16 protein-coding genes and 1 pseudogene are annotated in these 15,206 nt (G+C 67.2%); 10 read left to right on the plus strand and 7 right to left on the minus strand.

Going from position 1 to position 15,206, the window contains the following annotated elements:
• The first annotated feature begins 35 nt into the window (after positions 1-35).
• Positions 36-1,040 (plus strand): D-2-hydroxyacid dehydrogenase family protein, encoded by a 1,005-nt coding sequence (locus WU80_RS15070; RefSeq protein WP_055403548.1) that lies wholly within the window; start codon positions 36-38, stop codon positions 1,038-1,040.
• Here WU80_RS15070 and WU80_RS15075 read toward each other — a convergent pair.
• From WU80_RS15075 to WU80_RS15090, 4 genes are read right to left on the minus strand one after another with little or no spacing between them, the layout of a single operon-like run.
• Entirely contained in the window at positions 1,016-1,630 is a 615-nt protein-coding gene (locus tag WU80_RS15075; RefSeq protein WP_055403526.1) for a TetR family transcriptional regulator, read from the minus strand. The two genes, WU80_RS15070 and WU80_RS15075, sit on opposite strands and share 25 nt — an antisense overlap.
• Positions 1,627-2,400: an SDR family NAD(P)-dependent oxidoreductase gene (locus WU80_RS15080; protein ID WP_055403525.1), complete on the minus strand. Its 774-nt coding sequence runs from the start codon at positions 2,398-2,400 to the stop codon at positions 1,627-1,629. Before WU80_RS15080 ends, WU80_RS15075 begins: the two co-directional genes overlap by 4 nt.
• On the minus strand, positions 2,397-2,897 hold the full coding sequence (locus tag WU80_RS15085) for a VOC family protein (protein ID WP_055403524.1): 501 nt from the start codon (positions 2,895-2,897) through the stop codon (positions 2,397-2,399). The genes WU80_RS15080 and WU80_RS15085 overlap by 4 nt, the downstream gene beginning before the upstream one ends.
• Positions 2,894-3,973, minus strand: coding sequence for a dihydrodipicolinate reductase (locus WU80_RS15090; RefSeq protein ID WP_055403547.1), 1,080 nt, complete (start codon positions 3,971-3,973; stop codon positions 2,894-2,896). Before WU80_RS15090 ends, WU80_RS15085 begins: the two co-directional genes overlap by 4 nt.
• 106 nt (positions 3,974-4,079) lie before the next feature.
• Between WU80_RS15090 and WU80_RS15095 the strand changes: the two genes are divergently transcribed.
• From WU80_RS15095 to WU80_RS15115, 5 genes are read left to right on the plus strand one after another with little or no spacing between them, the layout of a single operon-like run.
• Entirely contained in the window at positions 4,080-4,937 is an 858-nt protein-coding gene (locus tag WU80_RS15095; RefSeq protein WP_055403523.1) for an SDR family NAD(P)-dependent oxidoreductase, read from the plus strand.
• An 8-nt stretch (positions 4,938-4,945) separates the two neighbouring features.
• The gene (locus WU80_RS15100) at positions 4,946-5,332 is read left to right on the plus strand and encodes a DUF1330 domain-containing protein (protein ID WP_055403522.1); all 387 of its coding nucleotides are present in this window, start codon (positions 4,946-4,948) and stop codon (positions 5,330-5,332) included.
• 43 nt (positions 5,333-5,375) lie between these two features.
• Complete coding sequence (locus tag WU80_RS15105; RefSeq protein WP_055403521.1) at positions 5,376-6,731, plus strand: wax ester/triacylglycerol synthase family O-acyltransferase; 1,356 nt, start codon at positions 5,376-5,378, stop codon at positions 6,729-6,731.
• A 4-nt stretch (positions 6,732-6,735) separates the two neighbouring features.
• Positions 6,736-7,221: an NUDIX domain-containing protein gene (locus WU80_RS15110; protein WP_055403520.1), complete on the plus strand. Its 486-nt coding sequence runs from the start codon at positions 6,736-6,738 to the stop codon at positions 7,219-7,221.
• A gap of 43 nt (positions 7,222-7,264) precedes the next feature.
• Positions 7,265-8,524, plus strand: coding sequence for a cytochrome P450 (locus tag WU80_RS15115; protein WP_055403519.1), 1,260 nt, complete (start codon positions 7,265-7,267; stop codon positions 8,522-8,524).
• A gap of 1 nt (position 8,525) precedes the next feature.
• Here WU80_RS15115 and WU80_RS15120 read toward each other — a convergent pair whose 3' ends face one another.
• Positions 8,526-8,894: a hypothetical protein gene (locus WU80_RS15120; protein WP_055403518.1), complete on the minus strand. Its 369-nt coding sequence runs from the start codon at positions 8,892-8,894 to the stop codon at positions 8,526-8,528.
• 115 nt (positions 8,895-9,009) lie between these two features.
• Between WU80_RS15120 and WU80_RS15125 the strand changes: the two genes are divergently transcribed.
• On the plus strand, positions 9,010-9,543 hold the full coding sequence (locus WU80_RS15125; protein WP_197281255.1) for a DinB family protein: 534 nt from the start codon (positions 9,010-9,012) through the stop codon (positions 9,541-9,543).
• Between the two features lie 107 nt (positions 9,544-9,650).
• Positions 9,651-9,941: a hypothetical protein gene (locus WU80_RS15130; protein ID WP_055403517.1), complete on the plus strand. Its 291-nt coding sequence runs from the start codon at positions 9,651-9,653 to the stop codon at positions 9,939-9,941.
• Here the strand turns inward: WU80_RS15130 and WU80_RS15135 are convergent.
• Both WU80_RS15135 and WU80_RS15140 read right to left on the minus strand, forming a co-directional pair.
• Positions 9,938-10,717, minus strand: coding sequence for an alpha/beta hydrolase (locus WU80_RS15135; protein WP_055403516.1), 780 nt, complete (start codon positions 10,715-10,717; stop codon positions 9,938-9,940). The two genes, WU80_RS15130 and WU80_RS15135, sit on opposite strands and share 4 nt — an antisense overlap.
• A 61-nt stretch (positions 10,718-10,778) precedes the next feature.
• Positions 10,779-11,849 carry an ATP-dependent DNA ligase gene (locus tag WU80_RS15140; protein WP_055403515.1) on the minus strand — a complete coding sequence of 357 codons (1,071 nt, stop codon included), beginning with the start codon at positions 11,847-11,849 and terminating at the stop codon, positions 10,779-10,781.
• A gap of 26 nt (positions 11,850-11,875) precedes the next feature.
• Between WU80_RS15140 and ligD the strand changes: the two genes are divergently transcribed.
• Both ligD and WU80_RS15150 read left to right on the plus strand, forming a co-directional pair.
• On the plus strand, positions 11,876-12,910 hold the full coding sequence (gene ligD, locus WU80_RS15145) for a non-homologous end-joining DNA ligase (protein WP_055403514.1): 1,035 nt from the start codon (positions 11,876-11,878) through the stop codon (positions 12,908-12,910).
• Between the two features lie 918 nt (positions 12,911-13,828).
• A pseudogene (locus WU80_RS15150) lies at positions 13,829-15,206 on the plus strand (DUF2961 domain-containing protein); the annotation flags it as partial.

The raw sequence follows: 15,206 nt of genomic DNA on the forward strand, positions 1-15,206 counted from the left end.
GCCCGCATAGGGTTCAGTGGGTGATGGCGGACCACATGCCCCAGGTGGCGATACTCGACGACTACGCCGGCGTGGCCCTGCGGCTCGCGGACTGGGCACCGGTGCAAACGCGCTCCCGCGTAACCGTTTTCGACCGGCACCTCGCCGAGGAGGAGGCCGCCGACGCGCTGCGGCCGTTCGACGTGATCTGCACCCTGCGCGAGCGAATGGCGCTGCCGCGGACGTTGCTCGAGCGGTTACCGAACCTGAAGCTGATCACCATCGTGGGCAGGAACCTGCCCAACCTGGACATGGCCGCGGCAACGGAACTGGGAATTTTGGTCGCCCACACCGACTTCGCGCATCCCCGATTCCGATCCGTGCACGACGCCACCCCCGAGTTCGCCTGGGGATTGCTGATCGCCACCGTGCGTAACCTGGCCGAGGAACACCGCCGCATGCGAGAAGGCGGCTGGCAGTCCACGACGGGTCTCACGCTGTCCGGCAAGACGCTCGGGCTGCTCGGCCTCGGGCGGGTGGGCAGGAGGATGGCCGAATACGCGAAAGTGTTTGGCATGGACGTCATTGCGTGGAGCCAGAACCTCACCGCGGACGCCGCGGCGGCGGTCGGCGCGCGCCGGGTCGAGAAGGCGACGCTGTTCGAGCAGGCCGATGTCGTCTCCATACATGTGGTGCTCTCGGAACGCTCCCGAGGGCTGGTGGGCGAACCCGAGTTGGCGTTGATGAAGTCGCACGCGTACCTGATCAACACCTCGCGGGGGCCGATCGTCGACGAGGCCGCGCTGCTGAACGCCCTGCGTTCCGGGAGCATCGCCGGCGCCGGCCTCGACGTCTACGACGTCGAACCGCTGCCACCGGATCACCCGTTGCGACTGCTCCCGAATGTGACCCTGTCGCCGCACCTGGGATACGTCACCCGAGAAATGCTCAGCGCCTTCTACGCCGACACGGTGGAGGCGGTGGGCGCCTGGCTGGACGGGACCCCGACCCGAATCGCCAACCCCGAGGCGTCTGATCAGGCGCGCTTGCGTCTCCAATGAGGACTCTTGACCGCTTCGAGCGCTTCGATGACATAGCGGTCCAGCGGCCATTGGCGGCCGGACGGGCGCACCCATCGTTGGAATCCGAAATCCGCTGCGGCGAAGGCGAGTTGGACCAGCAGGCCGGGGCGAATGTCGGTGTCGGGATTCACGCCCATCCGCTCGGCGATCAGCTTGGCCGCGCGCTCCTTGTCGGCGGGTGTGTGCACGGTCACCTTGCGCAGCCGATCCGGGGCAACCAGCAGCGCTTGTCGCCACTCGTCGGTGTCGGCCTGCTCGAACGACCGCGTGCGGGTGACGATGGCGTTGATCAACGCGACGTCCGGCGGCTCGTTGGCCGGCCGCTGCTCGAGCAGGTTGACGATGGCGGCGCCGCCGTGCCGGACGGGCGCGAGCAGCAACTCTTCCTTCGTCGGCACGTAACGGAAGAAGGTTCGCGGGGAAACGCCCGCGGCAGCGGCGATTTCCTCCGTTGTCACGGCGTCGTATCCGCGTTCGACGAACAACCGGAACGCCGCGCGCCGGATGTCGGCCCGGATCTGTGCGCGCTGCCGATCGCGCAGCGACTCGCCTCTGGTGGGTGGCGTCACCGGAAGCAGCCGATCCCGCCGTCGACGTGGATGGTCTGTCCGGTGATGAACGAAGAGTCGCCGCCCAGAAGGAACGCCACCAGCGCGCCCACATCGGTGCGGACGTCGCCGATGCGTTTCATCGGAACGCGCCCAACCGCCTTCGCATAATCGTTGGGCGCGAACTGTTTCCACAGCTTGACACCGTCCGACTCGGCGAACGGGCAGATGACGTTGACCCGGATGTTGTCCCTGCCCCACTCCAGCGCGGCGACCTTCGACAGGCCGCGGATGGCCTCCTTCGCGGCGGCGTAGCCGCCCCACCGGGGCTCGCCGCCGGTGCCCGTGCCCGAACCCAGGTTGACGATCGACCCCCCGCCCGCCTCGACCATCACCGGGTGCACGGCCTGCATGAGCAGAAACGTCGCACGCGGGCCGACGTCGTGCCCGAGCGCGAAATCCTCGGCGGTGATGTCGACGAACGCCTTGGGCTCGTTGGTGGCGATGGCGTTGTTGACCAGGCCGTGGACCGTGCCGAACGCGTCGACCGCGGCCGCCACGATGCGTGCGGCGCTGTCCGGGTCGCGCAGGTCCGCGGTCAGCTTCTCGACACGTCCCATCGACGACAGCTCGGCGGCCGTCGTGCCCAGCAGCTCGTCCTGAATGTCGACCAGCAGCACCGCCGCGCCGCGTTCCAGCAGCGCCGCGGCGACGCCCTTGCCGACGCCTTGGGCGGCGCCGGTGACGATCGCGACGTGGTCACGCATCGAGGCGGGGTGGCTGTAGGTCATTCGGACGGCCCCATGCGAAGCGGCACGCCGCGGTGCATCTCGTAGGTGCTGCGCGCACCCTCGGGCAGCTCGATGAATTCGACGGGGGTGCCGTCCGGGTCCTTGACGAAAAACATTCGAACCCCTCCGATTTCGAATGGCGGCTGGTCGGGTGTGTAGCCGGCCGCGATGACACGGCGGTGCGTGTCATCGAGGTCGCGCACCGACAGGGACACGTTGTGGATTCCGGTGATGCCTCGACGCGGGGGCCGGTGATTCGGGGGATCCGCGCCCAGCGACAGCAGCTCGACCATCAGCCCGCCCAGCAGGCCCCCCACCACCCGGCCCTCCTGCTTGCGGGTGGCGTGCAGGACCGCGTCGAAAGGCTCGCCGGAGACCAGGGTTTCGAACACGACTTCCATGCCCAGCAGGTCCCGGTAGAACGCCATGGCGCGGTCCATGTCGGTCACCCCGACGACGAGGTGACAGAACGAGACGTCGCCCAGGGCGCCGGTCATGACGACGCGAGGCCGGGCGCCGGGCGCCCGGCGAACAGGGGGAGATCGAGGTAGGTCTTGATTCCGGGTTCAGCGGCGCAGACGTCGGGGATGGCGTTGACGCAATGGTTGGCCGTGGCCACCACGCCCGGGTTTTTCACCAGGCCTTCGGCGATTGTTTCCGGCTGCAGACCCTTGAAGGTGAGGCTCACGGTGGGGTCACCGGTGATCTCGACCTCGAAGCGCTCGCCCCGACCGCCGAAATTCCAGGCGGGCTCCAGGTTTTCCTCGCCCATCAACCAGTTCACCGCCGCGGTGATGACGGGCTCGCCGTCCACCAGGGCCTGCCAGCGGAACCGGCGCGCGGCGACCGTCCCCGTGGTGATCGGGAAGGGGGCATAGTCGATGTCGGCTGTCGCCACCGCGACGTCCTGAATGGTCCTGATGTTCGGATCGATGCGGAATCCCATGTGATCGGCGATCATTCGGACCGATTGTTTGAAGCCCGCCTCCAACAGGCTGGCCATGGGCCCCTGCATGGCTTCCTCGGGGGTACCGCCGAAGCCCATGATGTGGCGCACGACGTCCGGGGCGTTGTAGGTGCGGATGTCGGAGAATTCCTCGGCGCGAATGTGGGTGACGGCCGAGGAGAGCGAGGACAGCATGAGTGGGAATCGTTCGGTGATGCCCCCGGGGTGGATCCCCGAGCCGTGCAGGGTCACCCCGGCTTCGGCCGCGGCGTCGGCGACGGCTTGGTGCCGCGCATTGCCCGGGTCGGGGTACACCCAGCCGACGGGGGTGACGACGTTCTTACCGGATCGCAGGATCGCGATCACCTCGTCATCGTTGGGTACCAGGGGGCTGTACACGACACAGTCGGCGTCCAGCGCCAGGATCTCGTCGATGCTCGAGGTCGCGGTGACCCCGAGGTCCTGTGTTCCGAGGATCCGTCCGACGTCCATGCCGTTCTTGCCGGCGCTGTGCACCCAGCACCCGGCCAGCTCCAGCTGCGGATGATTCAGGACGCACTCGATGGCCGCCTTGCCGACGCCCCCGGTCGCCCATTGGATGACGCGGAGCTTGGACGGACCACTCATCAGCTGACCTCCGATTTCCATGCCTTTACAGGCCAACGACCGGAATGGCACAGTATGACCCGCTGACAGTGACTGTCAACATTGGCTTCGGGTAGGAAGGCCTGGCATGAGCGTCCTGGACGGCAAAGTCGCGATCGTCACCGGAACCAGCCGCGGGGTGGGCGTCGGGATCGCGCACGAGCTGCTGCGCGCCGGCGCGACCGTGGTCGGCTGTTCGCGCTCGCCGCTGGACGCCATTCCCGGTATCGAACCCGAGTGGGCCGCCCGGGCCTCCCAACGGGTCTGCGACCAAGGGGACTACCGCGCGATCGACTCCTTCGTCGCCGGCGTCGTCGCCGAGCACGGCCGCATCGACATCCTGGTGAACAACGCCGGCGGCACCGTGCCGGCGCCCCACGTCGAAAGCATTCCCGAACTGGTGCAACGGATTCAGGGGGCGCCCGCCAGCGACGACGAGTACGAGCGCACGGCGCTGTTTCACGCGTTCGCGGTGCAGATGAACCTCATCAGCCCGCTCTGGTTCGCGATCCGCGTCTACCGGCAGATGCGCACGCAGGACGGCGTCGGCTGCATCATCAACATCTCCAGCGGCGCCGGGCATCCCGCCGGCTCACCGACGTTGGTTTCCTACGGCGCGGCCAAAAGCGGGCTGAACCATCTCACCCGCTCGCTGGCGCAGGAGTGGGGGCCCCAGGTGCGGGTCAATTGCATCGCCCTGGGGCCGACGATGACCGAGAACTTCCGGTCGTTCGTGCTGCCGAAGGACGACCCCTCTGGCGCAACGTATTTCGCGGCCGTCCCGCTCCGGCGGGCGGGCGAGCCCGCCGAGGTGGGCAGGGTCTGCGTGTTCCTGGCCGGCGGGGAGGCCGACTTCGTCAACGGCACCACGATCGAACACGACGGCGGGATGCTGCCCGGCGTGCTGTACGACGCGGGCCTGAAGACCATCACCGATCTGCTGTAATCGTCACCATGAGCAGTCCCCTGGAACCCACCGCGGAGCAATTCGCCGCTCTGGCCGCACGCCCGGCTGACGAACCGGTGATCATGGTCAACCTGCTGAAGTTCAAGACCCCCGGCGGCCTGGAGGCCTACCGCCGCTACGGCGTGGCGGTGATACCGCACCTCGAGCACGCGGGCGCTATCGTCCGCTACGCCGGCATCGCACCGACCGTCCTGATCGGTGAGGGTGAAAAGCCTTGGTGGGACGCCATTCTCATCGTCGAGTACCCCACCCCGCAGGCATTCATCGACATGGTGAGCGATCCGGGCTATGCCAAGGCCCACGAGCATCGCATCGAGGCGCTCGAACGTGGCGGCCTGATCGCGACGTCGGCGTGGTCCATGACCCTCGATTGAGCGAGTTCTAGCGGTGGGTCCCCGGCCGGGGTCTAATTGGTGGATGGAATTGATGATGCCCACCGACGCGATCTTTCTGCTGGGGGAATCGCGCGAACACCCCATGCACGTCGGCGGCTTGCAGTTGTTCGAGCTGCCGAGCGGCGCCGGCCGCGGCTTCGTCCGGGAGCTTTACGACCGACTGGTGGCGCAGGATGACTTCCAGCCGACGTTTCGCAAGCATCCGGCGACGTTCGTCGGTGGCATCGCCAACCTGGGCTGGTCCTACGACAAAGACGTGGACGTGGACTACCACGTCCGGCGCTCGGCCGTGCCCTCGCCCGGACGGATCCGGGAACTGCTCGAGCTGACGTCGCGGTGGCACAGCAGCCTGCTGGATCGCCACCGTCCGCTGTGGGAGACGCACATCATCGAGGGCCTCAAGGACGGCCGGTTCGCCATCTACACCAAGATCCACCACGCACTGATCGACGGCGTCTCCGCGCAGAAACTGATGCAGCGCGCGCTGTCGACGGATCCCGAAGACACCGAGATGCGCGCGCCCTGGACCCTGCCCAAGAGCAAGCGCAAGGCCAGCCCGGCCAGCCCCCTGCGTTCGGCGCTGCAGGCAGCGGGATCCGTTGCGGCGCTGGCCCCTTCGTCGATATCGCTGGCGCGGGCGGCGCTGTTCGAGCAGCAGCTGACGCTGCCCTTCGGCGCCCCGCGCACCATGTTGAACGTCAAGATCGGCGGCGCGCGCCGCTGCGCCGCGCAGTCCTGGTCGCTGGACCGCATCAAGGGTGTCAAGAAGGCCGCCGGCGTGACCGTCAACGATGTGGTCCTGGCGATGTGTTCGGGCGCGCTGCGCTACTACCTGCTCGAGCAGAACGCGCTGCCGGACACGCCGCTGATCGCGATGGTCCCGGTGAGCCTGCGCACCGAGGACGAGGCCGACGCGGGCGGCAACCTGGTGGGCGCCATCCTGTGCAACCTCGCCACCGACACCGACGATCCCGCCCAGCGACTGCAGACCATCAGCGATTCCATGCGCAGCAACAAGCAGGTGTTCTCGCAATTGCCCCGGTTCCAGGCGCTGGCGCTGTCCGCGGCCAATACGTCCGCCCTGGCGCTGGCGGCGGTGCCGGGCTGGGTGGCGTCGACGTCGCCGCCGTTCAACATCATCATCTCGAACGTGCCCGGGCCCACCCAGCCGATCTATTACGGGGGCGCCCGGCTCGACGGCAACTACCCTCTGTCGATCGCGCTGGACGGGCAGGCGCTGAACATCACCCTGGCCAACAACGCGGGCAATCTGGACTTCGGACTGGTCGGCTGCCGGCGCAGCGTGCCGCACCTGCAGCGCCTGCTCGCGCACCTGGAGTCGTCGCTCAAGGACCTGGAACGTTCGGTCGGGTCCTGACCGAATGCCGAAGCGCAGTGCCGGTGTGCTGTTGTACCGCGTCCGTGACGGCGTCGTCGAAGTGCTGATCGCGCATCCGGGCGGCCCGTTCTGGGCGCGGAAGGACGACGGGGCCTGGTCGATTCCCAAGGGGGAATACGCGGAGGGGGAGGACCCCTGGGCCGCGGCGCAACGCGAATTTGCCGAGGAGCTCGGGCTTTCGGTACCACCCGGCGCCCGGCTGGATCTCGGTGAGCTGAAACAGTCTGGCGGCAAGGTGGTTTCCGCCTTCGCCGTCGGCGCTGACCTCGACGTCACCGACGCGCGCAGCAACACCTTCGAACTGGAGTGGCCGAAGGGTTCGGGCAGGTTGCGGGAGTATCCGGAAGTCGATCGGGTGGGCTGGTTTTCGGTGGCCCAGGCGCGGATGAAGCTGCTGAAGGGTCAACTCGGATTCCTGGATCGCCTGATGGTGGATCCGGCGTTGGCGGGGCTGGCGGACGGCGCGTAGCGCTCTCCCCCCGGTCCGCCGCCGGGACGGGCAGAATGGCCGCATGACGACCGCCCCTCCCGAGCAGGCCGAATCCCAGGGGCTGCTGCTGCAGCTGCTGGACCCAGCCGTCCGGGTCGACCCGTACCCGCTGTTCGCCCGTTTCCGCGAGCGCGGCGCCTTCCAGCTGGCCGACGGCAACCTGGCCGTCTTGTCGAGCTACCGCGACTGCGACGAGGCGCTGCGGCACCCGTCGTCGAGCAGCGATCGGCTCAAGTCGACGGCCGCCCGCCGCCAAATCGAGGCGCAGACGCGGGAACTGATCAAGGCCGGGGCACGGGTGCCCGCGCCGATCCCGCCGGGTTTTCTGTTCCTCGATCCGCCGGATCACACCCGGTTGCGCAAGCTGGTCAGCAAGGCGTTCGCGCCCAAGGTGGTCAGCGCGCTGCGCCCCGAAATCGCCTCTCTCGTAGACGGATTGCTCGAGCGCATCGCCGAGCGAGGACGGTTCGAGGTGGTGCAGGACTTCGCCTATCCGCTTCCTGTGGCGGTCATTTGCCGCCTGCTCGGCGTTCCGCTCGAGGACGAGCCGCAGTTCGGTCGGGTGTCCGCGCTGCTGGCGCAATCACTCGATCCGTTCGTCGCCTTCACCGGAGCGCCGTCGGACAACCTGAAAGAACGGATGGACGCCGGAATCTGGTTGCGCGCATATCTGCACGGTCTGATCGAGCGGCGACGGTCGCGGCCGGGTGACGACCTGATGTCCGGGCTGATCGCGGTGGAGGAATCCGGCGACCAGCTGACGGAGGAGGAGATCGTCTCCACCTGTGTGCTGCTGCTGGTCGCAGGCCACGAGACCACGGTGAACCTGATCGGCAACGCCATTCTGGCCATGCTGCGCGAACCGGCCCAGTGGGCCGCCCTCGGCGCCGAGCCCGCCCGCGCCGCGGCCGTGATCGAGGAGACGCTGCGCTTCGACCCGCCGGTGCAGATGATCGCCCGGACGGCCGCCGCCGACATGACAATTGGCGGGACGGAAGTTCCCGCGGGCGACATCATGATGCTGTTGACGGCCGCCGCCCAGCGCGATCCGGCCGAGTTCGACCGGCCCGACGTCTTCGACCCCGACCGACCGGCGCTGCGGCACTTGGGGTTTGGCCGGGGAGCCCACTACTGCCTGGGCGCACCGCTGGCCCGACTGGAAGCCGGCGTCGCCCTGTCGGCGATCACGGCCCGCTTCCCGGCCGCGCGGCTGGACGGGGACCCGCACTACAAGACCAACGTCACGCTGCGCGGGTTGTCGCAACTTTGTGTCGCGGTCTAGTTCAGTCGCGTTCCCAGGGTGGGCGCTCGCCCATCTTCGTGTAGTACTTGGCGAGGTGGCTCTTGACCCGGTTGACGTCCGTCTTCGGCAGGTCGATGCCGCCGCGCGCACCATCCATGATGGCGCCCGCCGCCATCACCCCGCGCGGCACCGCCTTGAGGTCGCCACCGATGACATCGGCGATCAACAGCTTGTACGCGGTGAAGTTGCCCTTCTTTTCGCCGTCGAACCAGATGTGGGCGTCGCGGTACTTCTGATTCGGCGCGTCCTCGGCCCCGGCCCACTTGCGGACCCGCTTTTCGGCGGCGTCACCGTCCCACTTGCGGTCGCGATCGGCCAACGGCAGGTCCTGGAAAGCTGTCACGGACATGTACGTTCGCGTGCCCGCCGACGGCGGGTGTTAAACGTGCGGGTCGTGTTCGCATCCCGGTGCGACGGATGGCCGATGATGGAGGTGTTCGCGTCACTACTCGCCGGGGCAAGGTATGCCACAACCGATCGATCGCGCGGCCATCGCCGCCGAACTCGAGCGGGTGCGCGTCGATTTCCGGCACCTGATCGAGCTTGCCGACGACGAGGATTGGACCAAAGCAACAAAGGGCACCAGGTGGAGCAACGAGGAGCTGCTGTTTCATATGGTGTTCGGATACATGGTGGTGCAGCGCCTGCTGTTGCTGGTCCGCGTGTTCGGCCGGCTCCCCGATTCGCTTAGCCGCGGTTACGCACGCCTCCTGAATGCGGTGACGCCCGCGTTCGACAAGATCAACTTCTACGGATCGCGTTTTGCTGCCCGCGTCTACAACCGAAAGCGGATGGCCGCCAAGTTGGACCGGGTGATCGATTCGCTGCAACGTTCGTTACATCGGGCACCGGAGGACGCCCTGCGGCGCGGCATGCACTTTCCCGGCAAATGGGATCCCTACTTTCACGACTACATGACGCTGGCGGACGTATACCGCTACCCCGGTCATCACTATGACCATCATCGGCGGCAGCTGACGCTGACGAAACTGGTCTAGAGCCGGGGCGGCACCGTCCCGAATTTCCGGTAGTAAACGACGTCGAAGAAGCGGTAGCGTCGTTGGTGCAGGCTGGGTGTCGACGGTATTCGTGACGGGAGACAACCATGAAGCGTGGCGTCGTCGGAGGATTGGCCGCCCTGCTGGTGGCCGCCGGGTCGATCACCTCGGCGCCGCCGGCGAGCGCCGGCTGCCTGTACGGGGGGCCCGTTCTGAGCAAGTGCGATGGACCCGTTCAGCCGGACGGCAGCTGGCAACGGTGCGTCGCGGTTACCCGCTTGGTTCCCAACGGCGCCAGCTCGTACCTGGTGCCCGATAAGCGTTGCGATGTAATGGGTCCCGACCAGCGCCCCGCGGATCTGGCCTTCGCCGACCCGCCGAATCACATCGACGGCTAAGCGAACACCTGGTTCCTGGCAATCCAGTCATCGATCACCCCCATGGTGGCGGGCAGCGCCGCGCCCGAAAACACCATGTGGTCGGAAGCGGGTATCTCGACCGACGAACCGCGTTGATACCGGGCCGCGGTCCGGCGCACGACTCCGGCTGGCACGATGCGATCGCACTCGCCCCCTATCACCATCACCGGACCGGTGACCGTCGCGAAATCGACGACGGTGGCCTTGGAACGCTTTGTCACCGCCACGGCCATCTCGCAAAACGCTCGCCCGGATTCGCAAACCAAGCCGTCATATATCTCGCGGGCGACGACGTCGGTCTGGGTGTTGGCGATCCATTGCCGACACCGCTCCAGTGGCGGGGGATATATCGGCTTGGACCAGGGGCGCGCCCGCAACAACGACGGCAGCGACATGCGCACGTTCGTCGGAGTCGTGCCAAGGATTCCCGCAACCGAGGCGGGACATGCCGCCACCAGCCCGGCGTGGCGCGTGCGCGCCGCTACCACCTGCGCCAGTAGGCCGCCCATCGAATGACCGATGAGAAGCGGTGGGGAGTCCAGCGAATTGACGAAGGACACCAAGTCGTCGGTGTAGTCGCGAAGGCTCAGCGACGCGATCTGTTCGGCGCCCTCGTGCAAGGGCAGCTCGTGATGGCGCAGGGTCGGTGTGTGGGCCCGGTAGCCTAATTCTTCGAACGCGGTGCGGGCAGGGGTCAGCTGCTCACCCCTGCTCCACGCGCCGTGGATGAGAACGACGTGCTTCGTGCCGGGCATGAAGCCAAGAATGACAGTCGAACCGCCCGACGGTGGCGCATTGGCGCGACGAGTGAGCCCGCTAGCCCGCTCCCAGGCCGGGCACGATGTCGCCGAGGCTGAAGGTGACCGGCTGTTCGAGCTGTTCGTATGTGCAGGAGCGGGGCTCGCGGTCGGGGCGCCACCGGTTGAACTGCGCGGTATGCCGAAAGCGCCGGCCCTCCATGTGGTCGTAGCGAACCTCGACCACGCGCTCGGGTCGCAGCGGCACGAACGAAAGGTCCTTCCCGGCGTTCCAGCGGGAGAATTCGTTCTTGCGCGGCGTTCGTTCACCCGCTTCGTGGGCGGCCCAATTCCACGGATGCCCGTCGAAATCGGTGACCAGCGGCTGCAATTCGGTGAACAGGCGCCTTCGCTCGGCCATCGGGAAGGCGCCGATCACCCCGACGGAGGCGAGCTGGCCGTCGTCTTGGTAGAGCCCGAGCAGCAGCGAGCCGATCGCGTCGCCGCCTGACTTGTGCACGCGATAACCGGCGACCACGCAGTCGGCGGTGCGCTCGTGCTTGATCTTGAACATGACCCGCTTGTCGGGCTGGTAGGTCACCGTCAGCGGCTTGGCGACGACACCGTCGAGGCCGGCGCCCTCGAATTCGTCGAACCAACGCTGCGCGAGCTCGATGTCGGTGGTGGCCGGCGTGACATGGATCGACGGGCCCGAGCCCGCCAACGCATCGACGAGTGCGGCGCGCCGCTCGGTGAACGGTCGCCGCGTGTAATCGTCGTCCCCCAGGGCGAGTAAGTCGAACGCGATGAACGACGCGGGCGTCGCCTCGGCGAGCATGCGCACCCGCGAATCCGCCGGGTGGATCCGCTGTTGTAGGGCCTCGAAATCCAGGCCGTGGTCGGTGGCGATGACGATCTCCCCGTCGATGACGCAGCGCTGGGGCAGCTCAGCCCGCGCCGCGGCAACCAGCTCGGGGAAATAGCGCGTCATCGGCCGCTCGTTGCGACTGCCCAGCTCCACTTCGTCGCGATCACGGAAACAGATGGACCTGAATCCGTCCCATTTGGGTTCGTACGACGCTTCCGGCGGGATCGACCGCACCGACTTGGCCAGCATTGGCGACACCGGGGGCATGACAGGTAAGTCCATAGCCCGATTGTGCTGGAATCGTTGGTATGGCTGCTGCAGAGGAGCTCGACGTCGACGGTGTTGCGGTGCGCCTGACCAACCCGGACAAGGTCTATTTCCCCAAGTTGGGCGCGAACGGGACCAAGCGACGGCTAGTCGAGTACTACCTCGCGGTCGCGGGCGGTCCGATGCTGGACGCGCTGCGCGACCGGCCGACCCATTTGCAGCGCTTCCCCGACGGCGTCGACGGCGAGGAGATCTACCAGAAGCGGATTCCGCAGCATCATCCCGACTATCTACAGACCTGCCGGGTCACCTTCCCCTCGGGACGCACCGCCGACGCGCTGAAGGTGACGCACCCGTCGGCCATCGTGTGGGCGGCACAGATGGGCACCGTCACGTTGCACCCGTGGCAGGTGCGCTGCCCGGACACCGACCATCCCGACGAATTGCGCATCGATCTGGATCCGCAACCCGGCGTCGGCTTCGAGCAGGCGCGCACGGTCGCGGTGGACGTGTTGCGACCGCTGCTCGACGAGCTCGGCCTGGTGGGGTACGCCAAGACATCGGGCGGCCGCGGCATCCATGTCTTTCTGCGGATCGCGACCGACTGGGATTTCATCGAGGTGCGCCGCGCCGGCATCGCCCTGGCCCGCGAGGTAGAGCGGCGGGCGCCCGAGGCCGTCACCACGTCGTGGTGGAAAGAAGAGCGTGGCGAGCGCATCTTCATCGACTTCAATCAGAACGCCCGGGACCGCACGATGGCGTCGGCCTACTCGGTGCGGCGCACCCCGATCGCGACGGTATCGACGCCGCTGACGTGGGACGAGCTGGCCGGGGCCGAACCGGACGACTACACCATGGCGACGGTTCCCGACCTGGTGAAGGGCCGCGAGGATCCTTGGGCGGCAATGGATGACGTGGCGCAGTCGATCGCGCCGTTGCTGGAGATGGCCCAGGCGGACGAAGAGCGCGGCCTTGGCGACCTGCCCTATCCACCGAACTACCCGAAGATGCCGGGTGAACCCAAACGCGTTCAGCCCAGCCGGGATACGGACCTCAAGGGAGACAAGGCCAAGTGAGATCGTCGCTGTCCGGCCGCCGATGAACCGGCGTTATGGGGCCACAGAAACCGTTGTGGCGCAAGCGTTCTGGGCGGCTCCCTAGCCGAGAGAGCCGTACGCTACTGGCACGTCATGCAACCGCGTTGCAATCGGCAGGCCAAATCGTGAGCCGTACCGAGTAGGACGTGCCAGTAGCGCAACCCCGAAAACCGGAGGCGCTCCTACGGCACGCAGACAGCCGGTGGTAGGCATTCGATGGTGACGGGGAAAGTGCAGCCCGACGCCCCCAAAGCGGTGGCGGCCAGGACTAGTCCGAGGACAACTTTGTACTTCAAACGAGACATGCCCACTCCGTTCGTCGAGAAGAAATGTTTCGCCCGAGGAGCGTTATGTTACGTGAGTGCAATGCGGAATACCATGTGATTCAGCAAAATTGCGCCGGTTTAAGTTATCGCCTTGGCCGTAGCCGGCTGGCTCCGCCGAGCCGCACAGAAGGACGCCCTAAGCGCGATTTGCATTCATCCCGCAATATCTTCCGCGCGCGCGTTGGGCGCGATAGTATGGAACGGCGCACGAACGGACCTGCATTTCTGACAATGCAGGGCGATGCGAAATGTGCTCGGGGGAAACGATATTCGGGCCAGCCGCTTAGAAAGCGGCTGATACTCGCCTCTCCCGATTTTGTCATGGCCATTGCGAGCCCGTCTGCTGGGCGCGTAGCCTTTGCTGAGGAGCAACTCGAACGCGCCGCGGGATCAGCTTGTGCCAGCTCCGAACCGCGATGCGCGAACTGCCAACACCTTGAATGCATTTCGGACCGCCGGGCCATTGTGCACGCGTGATTATCGGGTTCCAAACCTGGTCAACCCGGCCTAGAAAGTAAGCTTCGTTGTCATGTCGGTGGCTCCTCGTGCATGGCTCGCGGCCGCCGTCGTCATGCTGCTGACGGTGGCGGGCGTCGCCACCGCGGCGGCCACTCCCGCTGAGCCGCCCGGCGACGGTCCGGCGGGAAGGCTGATCGGCTGGGACACCTACCGCCGGCTGGACCGGCTACCGTATCTGCGCACCGACACCCAGGCCCTCCAGCTGTCCAGCTTCGATCGCAGCGGCGGTGATTTCGACCTCTCCACGGGAAATCGCAACGGGACCGGGGGGTGCCTGGCGTCCGGCGGCGCCGGCTGTGTCGTCGCGGAGGATCACGGTGCGGGCGAGGTGGATTCGATCTGGTTCACCCGCGACGGCGGCGACGTGACCCGAATCGGGAACATCCGCATCGAATTGGATGGACGGACGGTGATCGACGCCCCCTTGCAGTCCGTGGTCGACGGGGCGCTGGGCGCACCGTTCGAATGGCCGCTGGTGGCCAACGCGGCGCAGTCGCCGGGCGGGGTGTACATCAAGGTTCCGATGCCCTACCGGCTTTCGATGCGGATCAGCGTGGCAGCGCATCTGGAGTACTACCACGTCGACTATCGCCAATTCTCCTCGGCCGAGGGCATCTCCACCTTCTCCCTCGCCGACCCCGCGCTGGACGTCCTAGCCACACTGCGCGCCGCGGGCACCGCTGACCCCAAACCGGCGGCGCCCGCGGCGGTTCACGACGATCGCGCCGTCGAGATTCCCGCCGGGGGCGGGGTGAGTATCGCGGAACCGACCGGCCCGGGCAGCATCTCGGAGCTACGCGTGCGACTGCCCCAACCGGCGGATCAACTCCTCGGCGGCCTGCGGCTGCAGCTGGATTTCGACGGGCGGACCATGGTCGACTCCCCCCTCGGGGAGTTCTTCGGCGCCGGATTGGGCACCGACACCGTGCGGGCGCTGATGTTCGCCGCGATCCCGCAAACCGGCGGACCGTTGTTGTTGTCCGCGTGGTGGCCCATGCCGTTCGCTCATGACGCCCGCATCTCGCTGGTGAACACCACCGGCGAACCCGTGGCGGGCATCGACACCGCGGTGACGTCCACTCCCGACGCCCAGTGGGCGTCCGCGCTGGCGAGCGGGCGGGCGGGTATTTCACCGCCCGCTCGCACGCCGCGCCGACAATGCCGGGCCAGGATTGGCTGTTCGCCGACGAACCGGGCCACGGCAAGTTCGTCGGCGTCAGCCACACCATCCGGGGATCCCGGATCAAGACCGCGTTCAGCGACGGTGCCCCTTACTTTCTCGAAGGCGCCGAGCGGGTGTACACCGACGGCGCCGCGTCGCCCCAGTGGTATGGCACCGGCACCGAAGACCTCTACGAGGGCGGCTGGTATTTCAAGGACGGCACCCGCTTCAGCGACCCGCTCACCGGCCCTGTCTCTTATACACATCT

The organism is Mycobacterium sp. UM_11 (genome assembly GCF_001414075.1).
Classification (GTDB): domain Bacteria; phylum Actinomycetota; class Actinomycetes; order Mycobacteriales; family Mycobacteriaceae; genus Mycobacterium.

Excerpts from the sequence above, each read along its gene's own strand:
- WU80_RS15070 (WP_055403548.1), top strand. The coding sequence starts at position 36 with ATGCCCCAGGTGGCGATACTCGACGACTACGCCGGCGTGGCCCTGCGG.
- WU80_RS15080 (WP_055403525.1), bottom strand. The coding sequence starts at position 2,400 with ATGACCTACAGCCACCCCGCCTCGATGCGTGACCACGTCGCGATCGTC.
- WU80_RS15085 (WP_055403524.1), bottom strand. The coding sequence starts at position 2,897 with ATGACCGGCGCCCTGGGCGACGTCTCGTTCTGTCACCTCGTCGTCGGG.
- WU80_RS15090 (WP_055403547.1), bottom strand. The coding sequence starts at position 3,973 with ATGAGTGGTCCGTCCAAGCTCCGCGTCATCCAATGGGCGACCGGGGGC.
- WU80_RS15095 (WP_055403523.1), top strand. The coding sequence starts at position 4,080 with ATGAGCGTCCTGGACGGCAAAGTCGCGATCGTCACCGGAACCAGCCGC.
- WU80_RS15100 (WP_055403522.1), top strand. The coding sequence starts at position 4,946 with ATGAGCAGTCCCCTGGAACCCACCGCGGAGCAATTCGCCGCTCTGGCC.
- WU80_RS15105 (WP_055403521.1), top strand. The coding sequence starts at position 5,376 with ATGGAATTGATGATGCCCACCGACGCGATCTTTCTGCTGGGGGAATCG.
- WU80_RS15110 (WP_055403520.1), top strand. The coding sequence starts at position 6,736 with ATGCCGAAGCGCAGTGCCGGTGTGCTGTTGTACCGCGTCCGTGACGGC.
- WU80_RS15115 (WP_055403519.1), top strand. The coding sequence starts at position 7,265 with ATGACGACCGCCCCTCCCGAGCAGGCCGAATCCCAGGGGCTGCTGCTG.
- WU80_RS15120 (WP_055403518.1), bottom strand. The coding sequence starts at position 8,894 with ATGTCCGTGACAGCTTTCCAGGACCTGCCGTTGGCCGATCGCGACCGC.
- WU80_RS15125 (WP_197281255.1), top strand. The coding sequence starts at position 9,010 with ATGCCACAACCGATCGATCGCGCGGCCATCGCCGCCGAACTCGAGCGG.
- WU80_RS15130 (WP_055403517.1), top strand. The coding sequence starts at position 9,651 with ATGAAGCGTGGCGTCGTCGGAGGATTGGCCGCCCTGCTGGTGGCCGCC.
- WU80_RS15135 (WP_055403516.1), bottom strand. The coding sequence starts at position 10,717 with ATGCCCGGCACGAAGCACGTCGTTCTCATCCACGGCGCGTGGAGCAGG.
- WU80_RS15140 (WP_055403515.1), bottom strand. The coding sequence starts at position 11,849 with ATGGACTTACCTGTCATGCCCCCGGTGTCGCCAATGCTGGCCAAGTCG.
- ligD (WP_055403514.1), top strand. The coding sequence starts at position 11,876 with ATGGCTGCTGCAGAGGAGCTCGACGTCGACGGTGTTGCGGTGCGCCTG.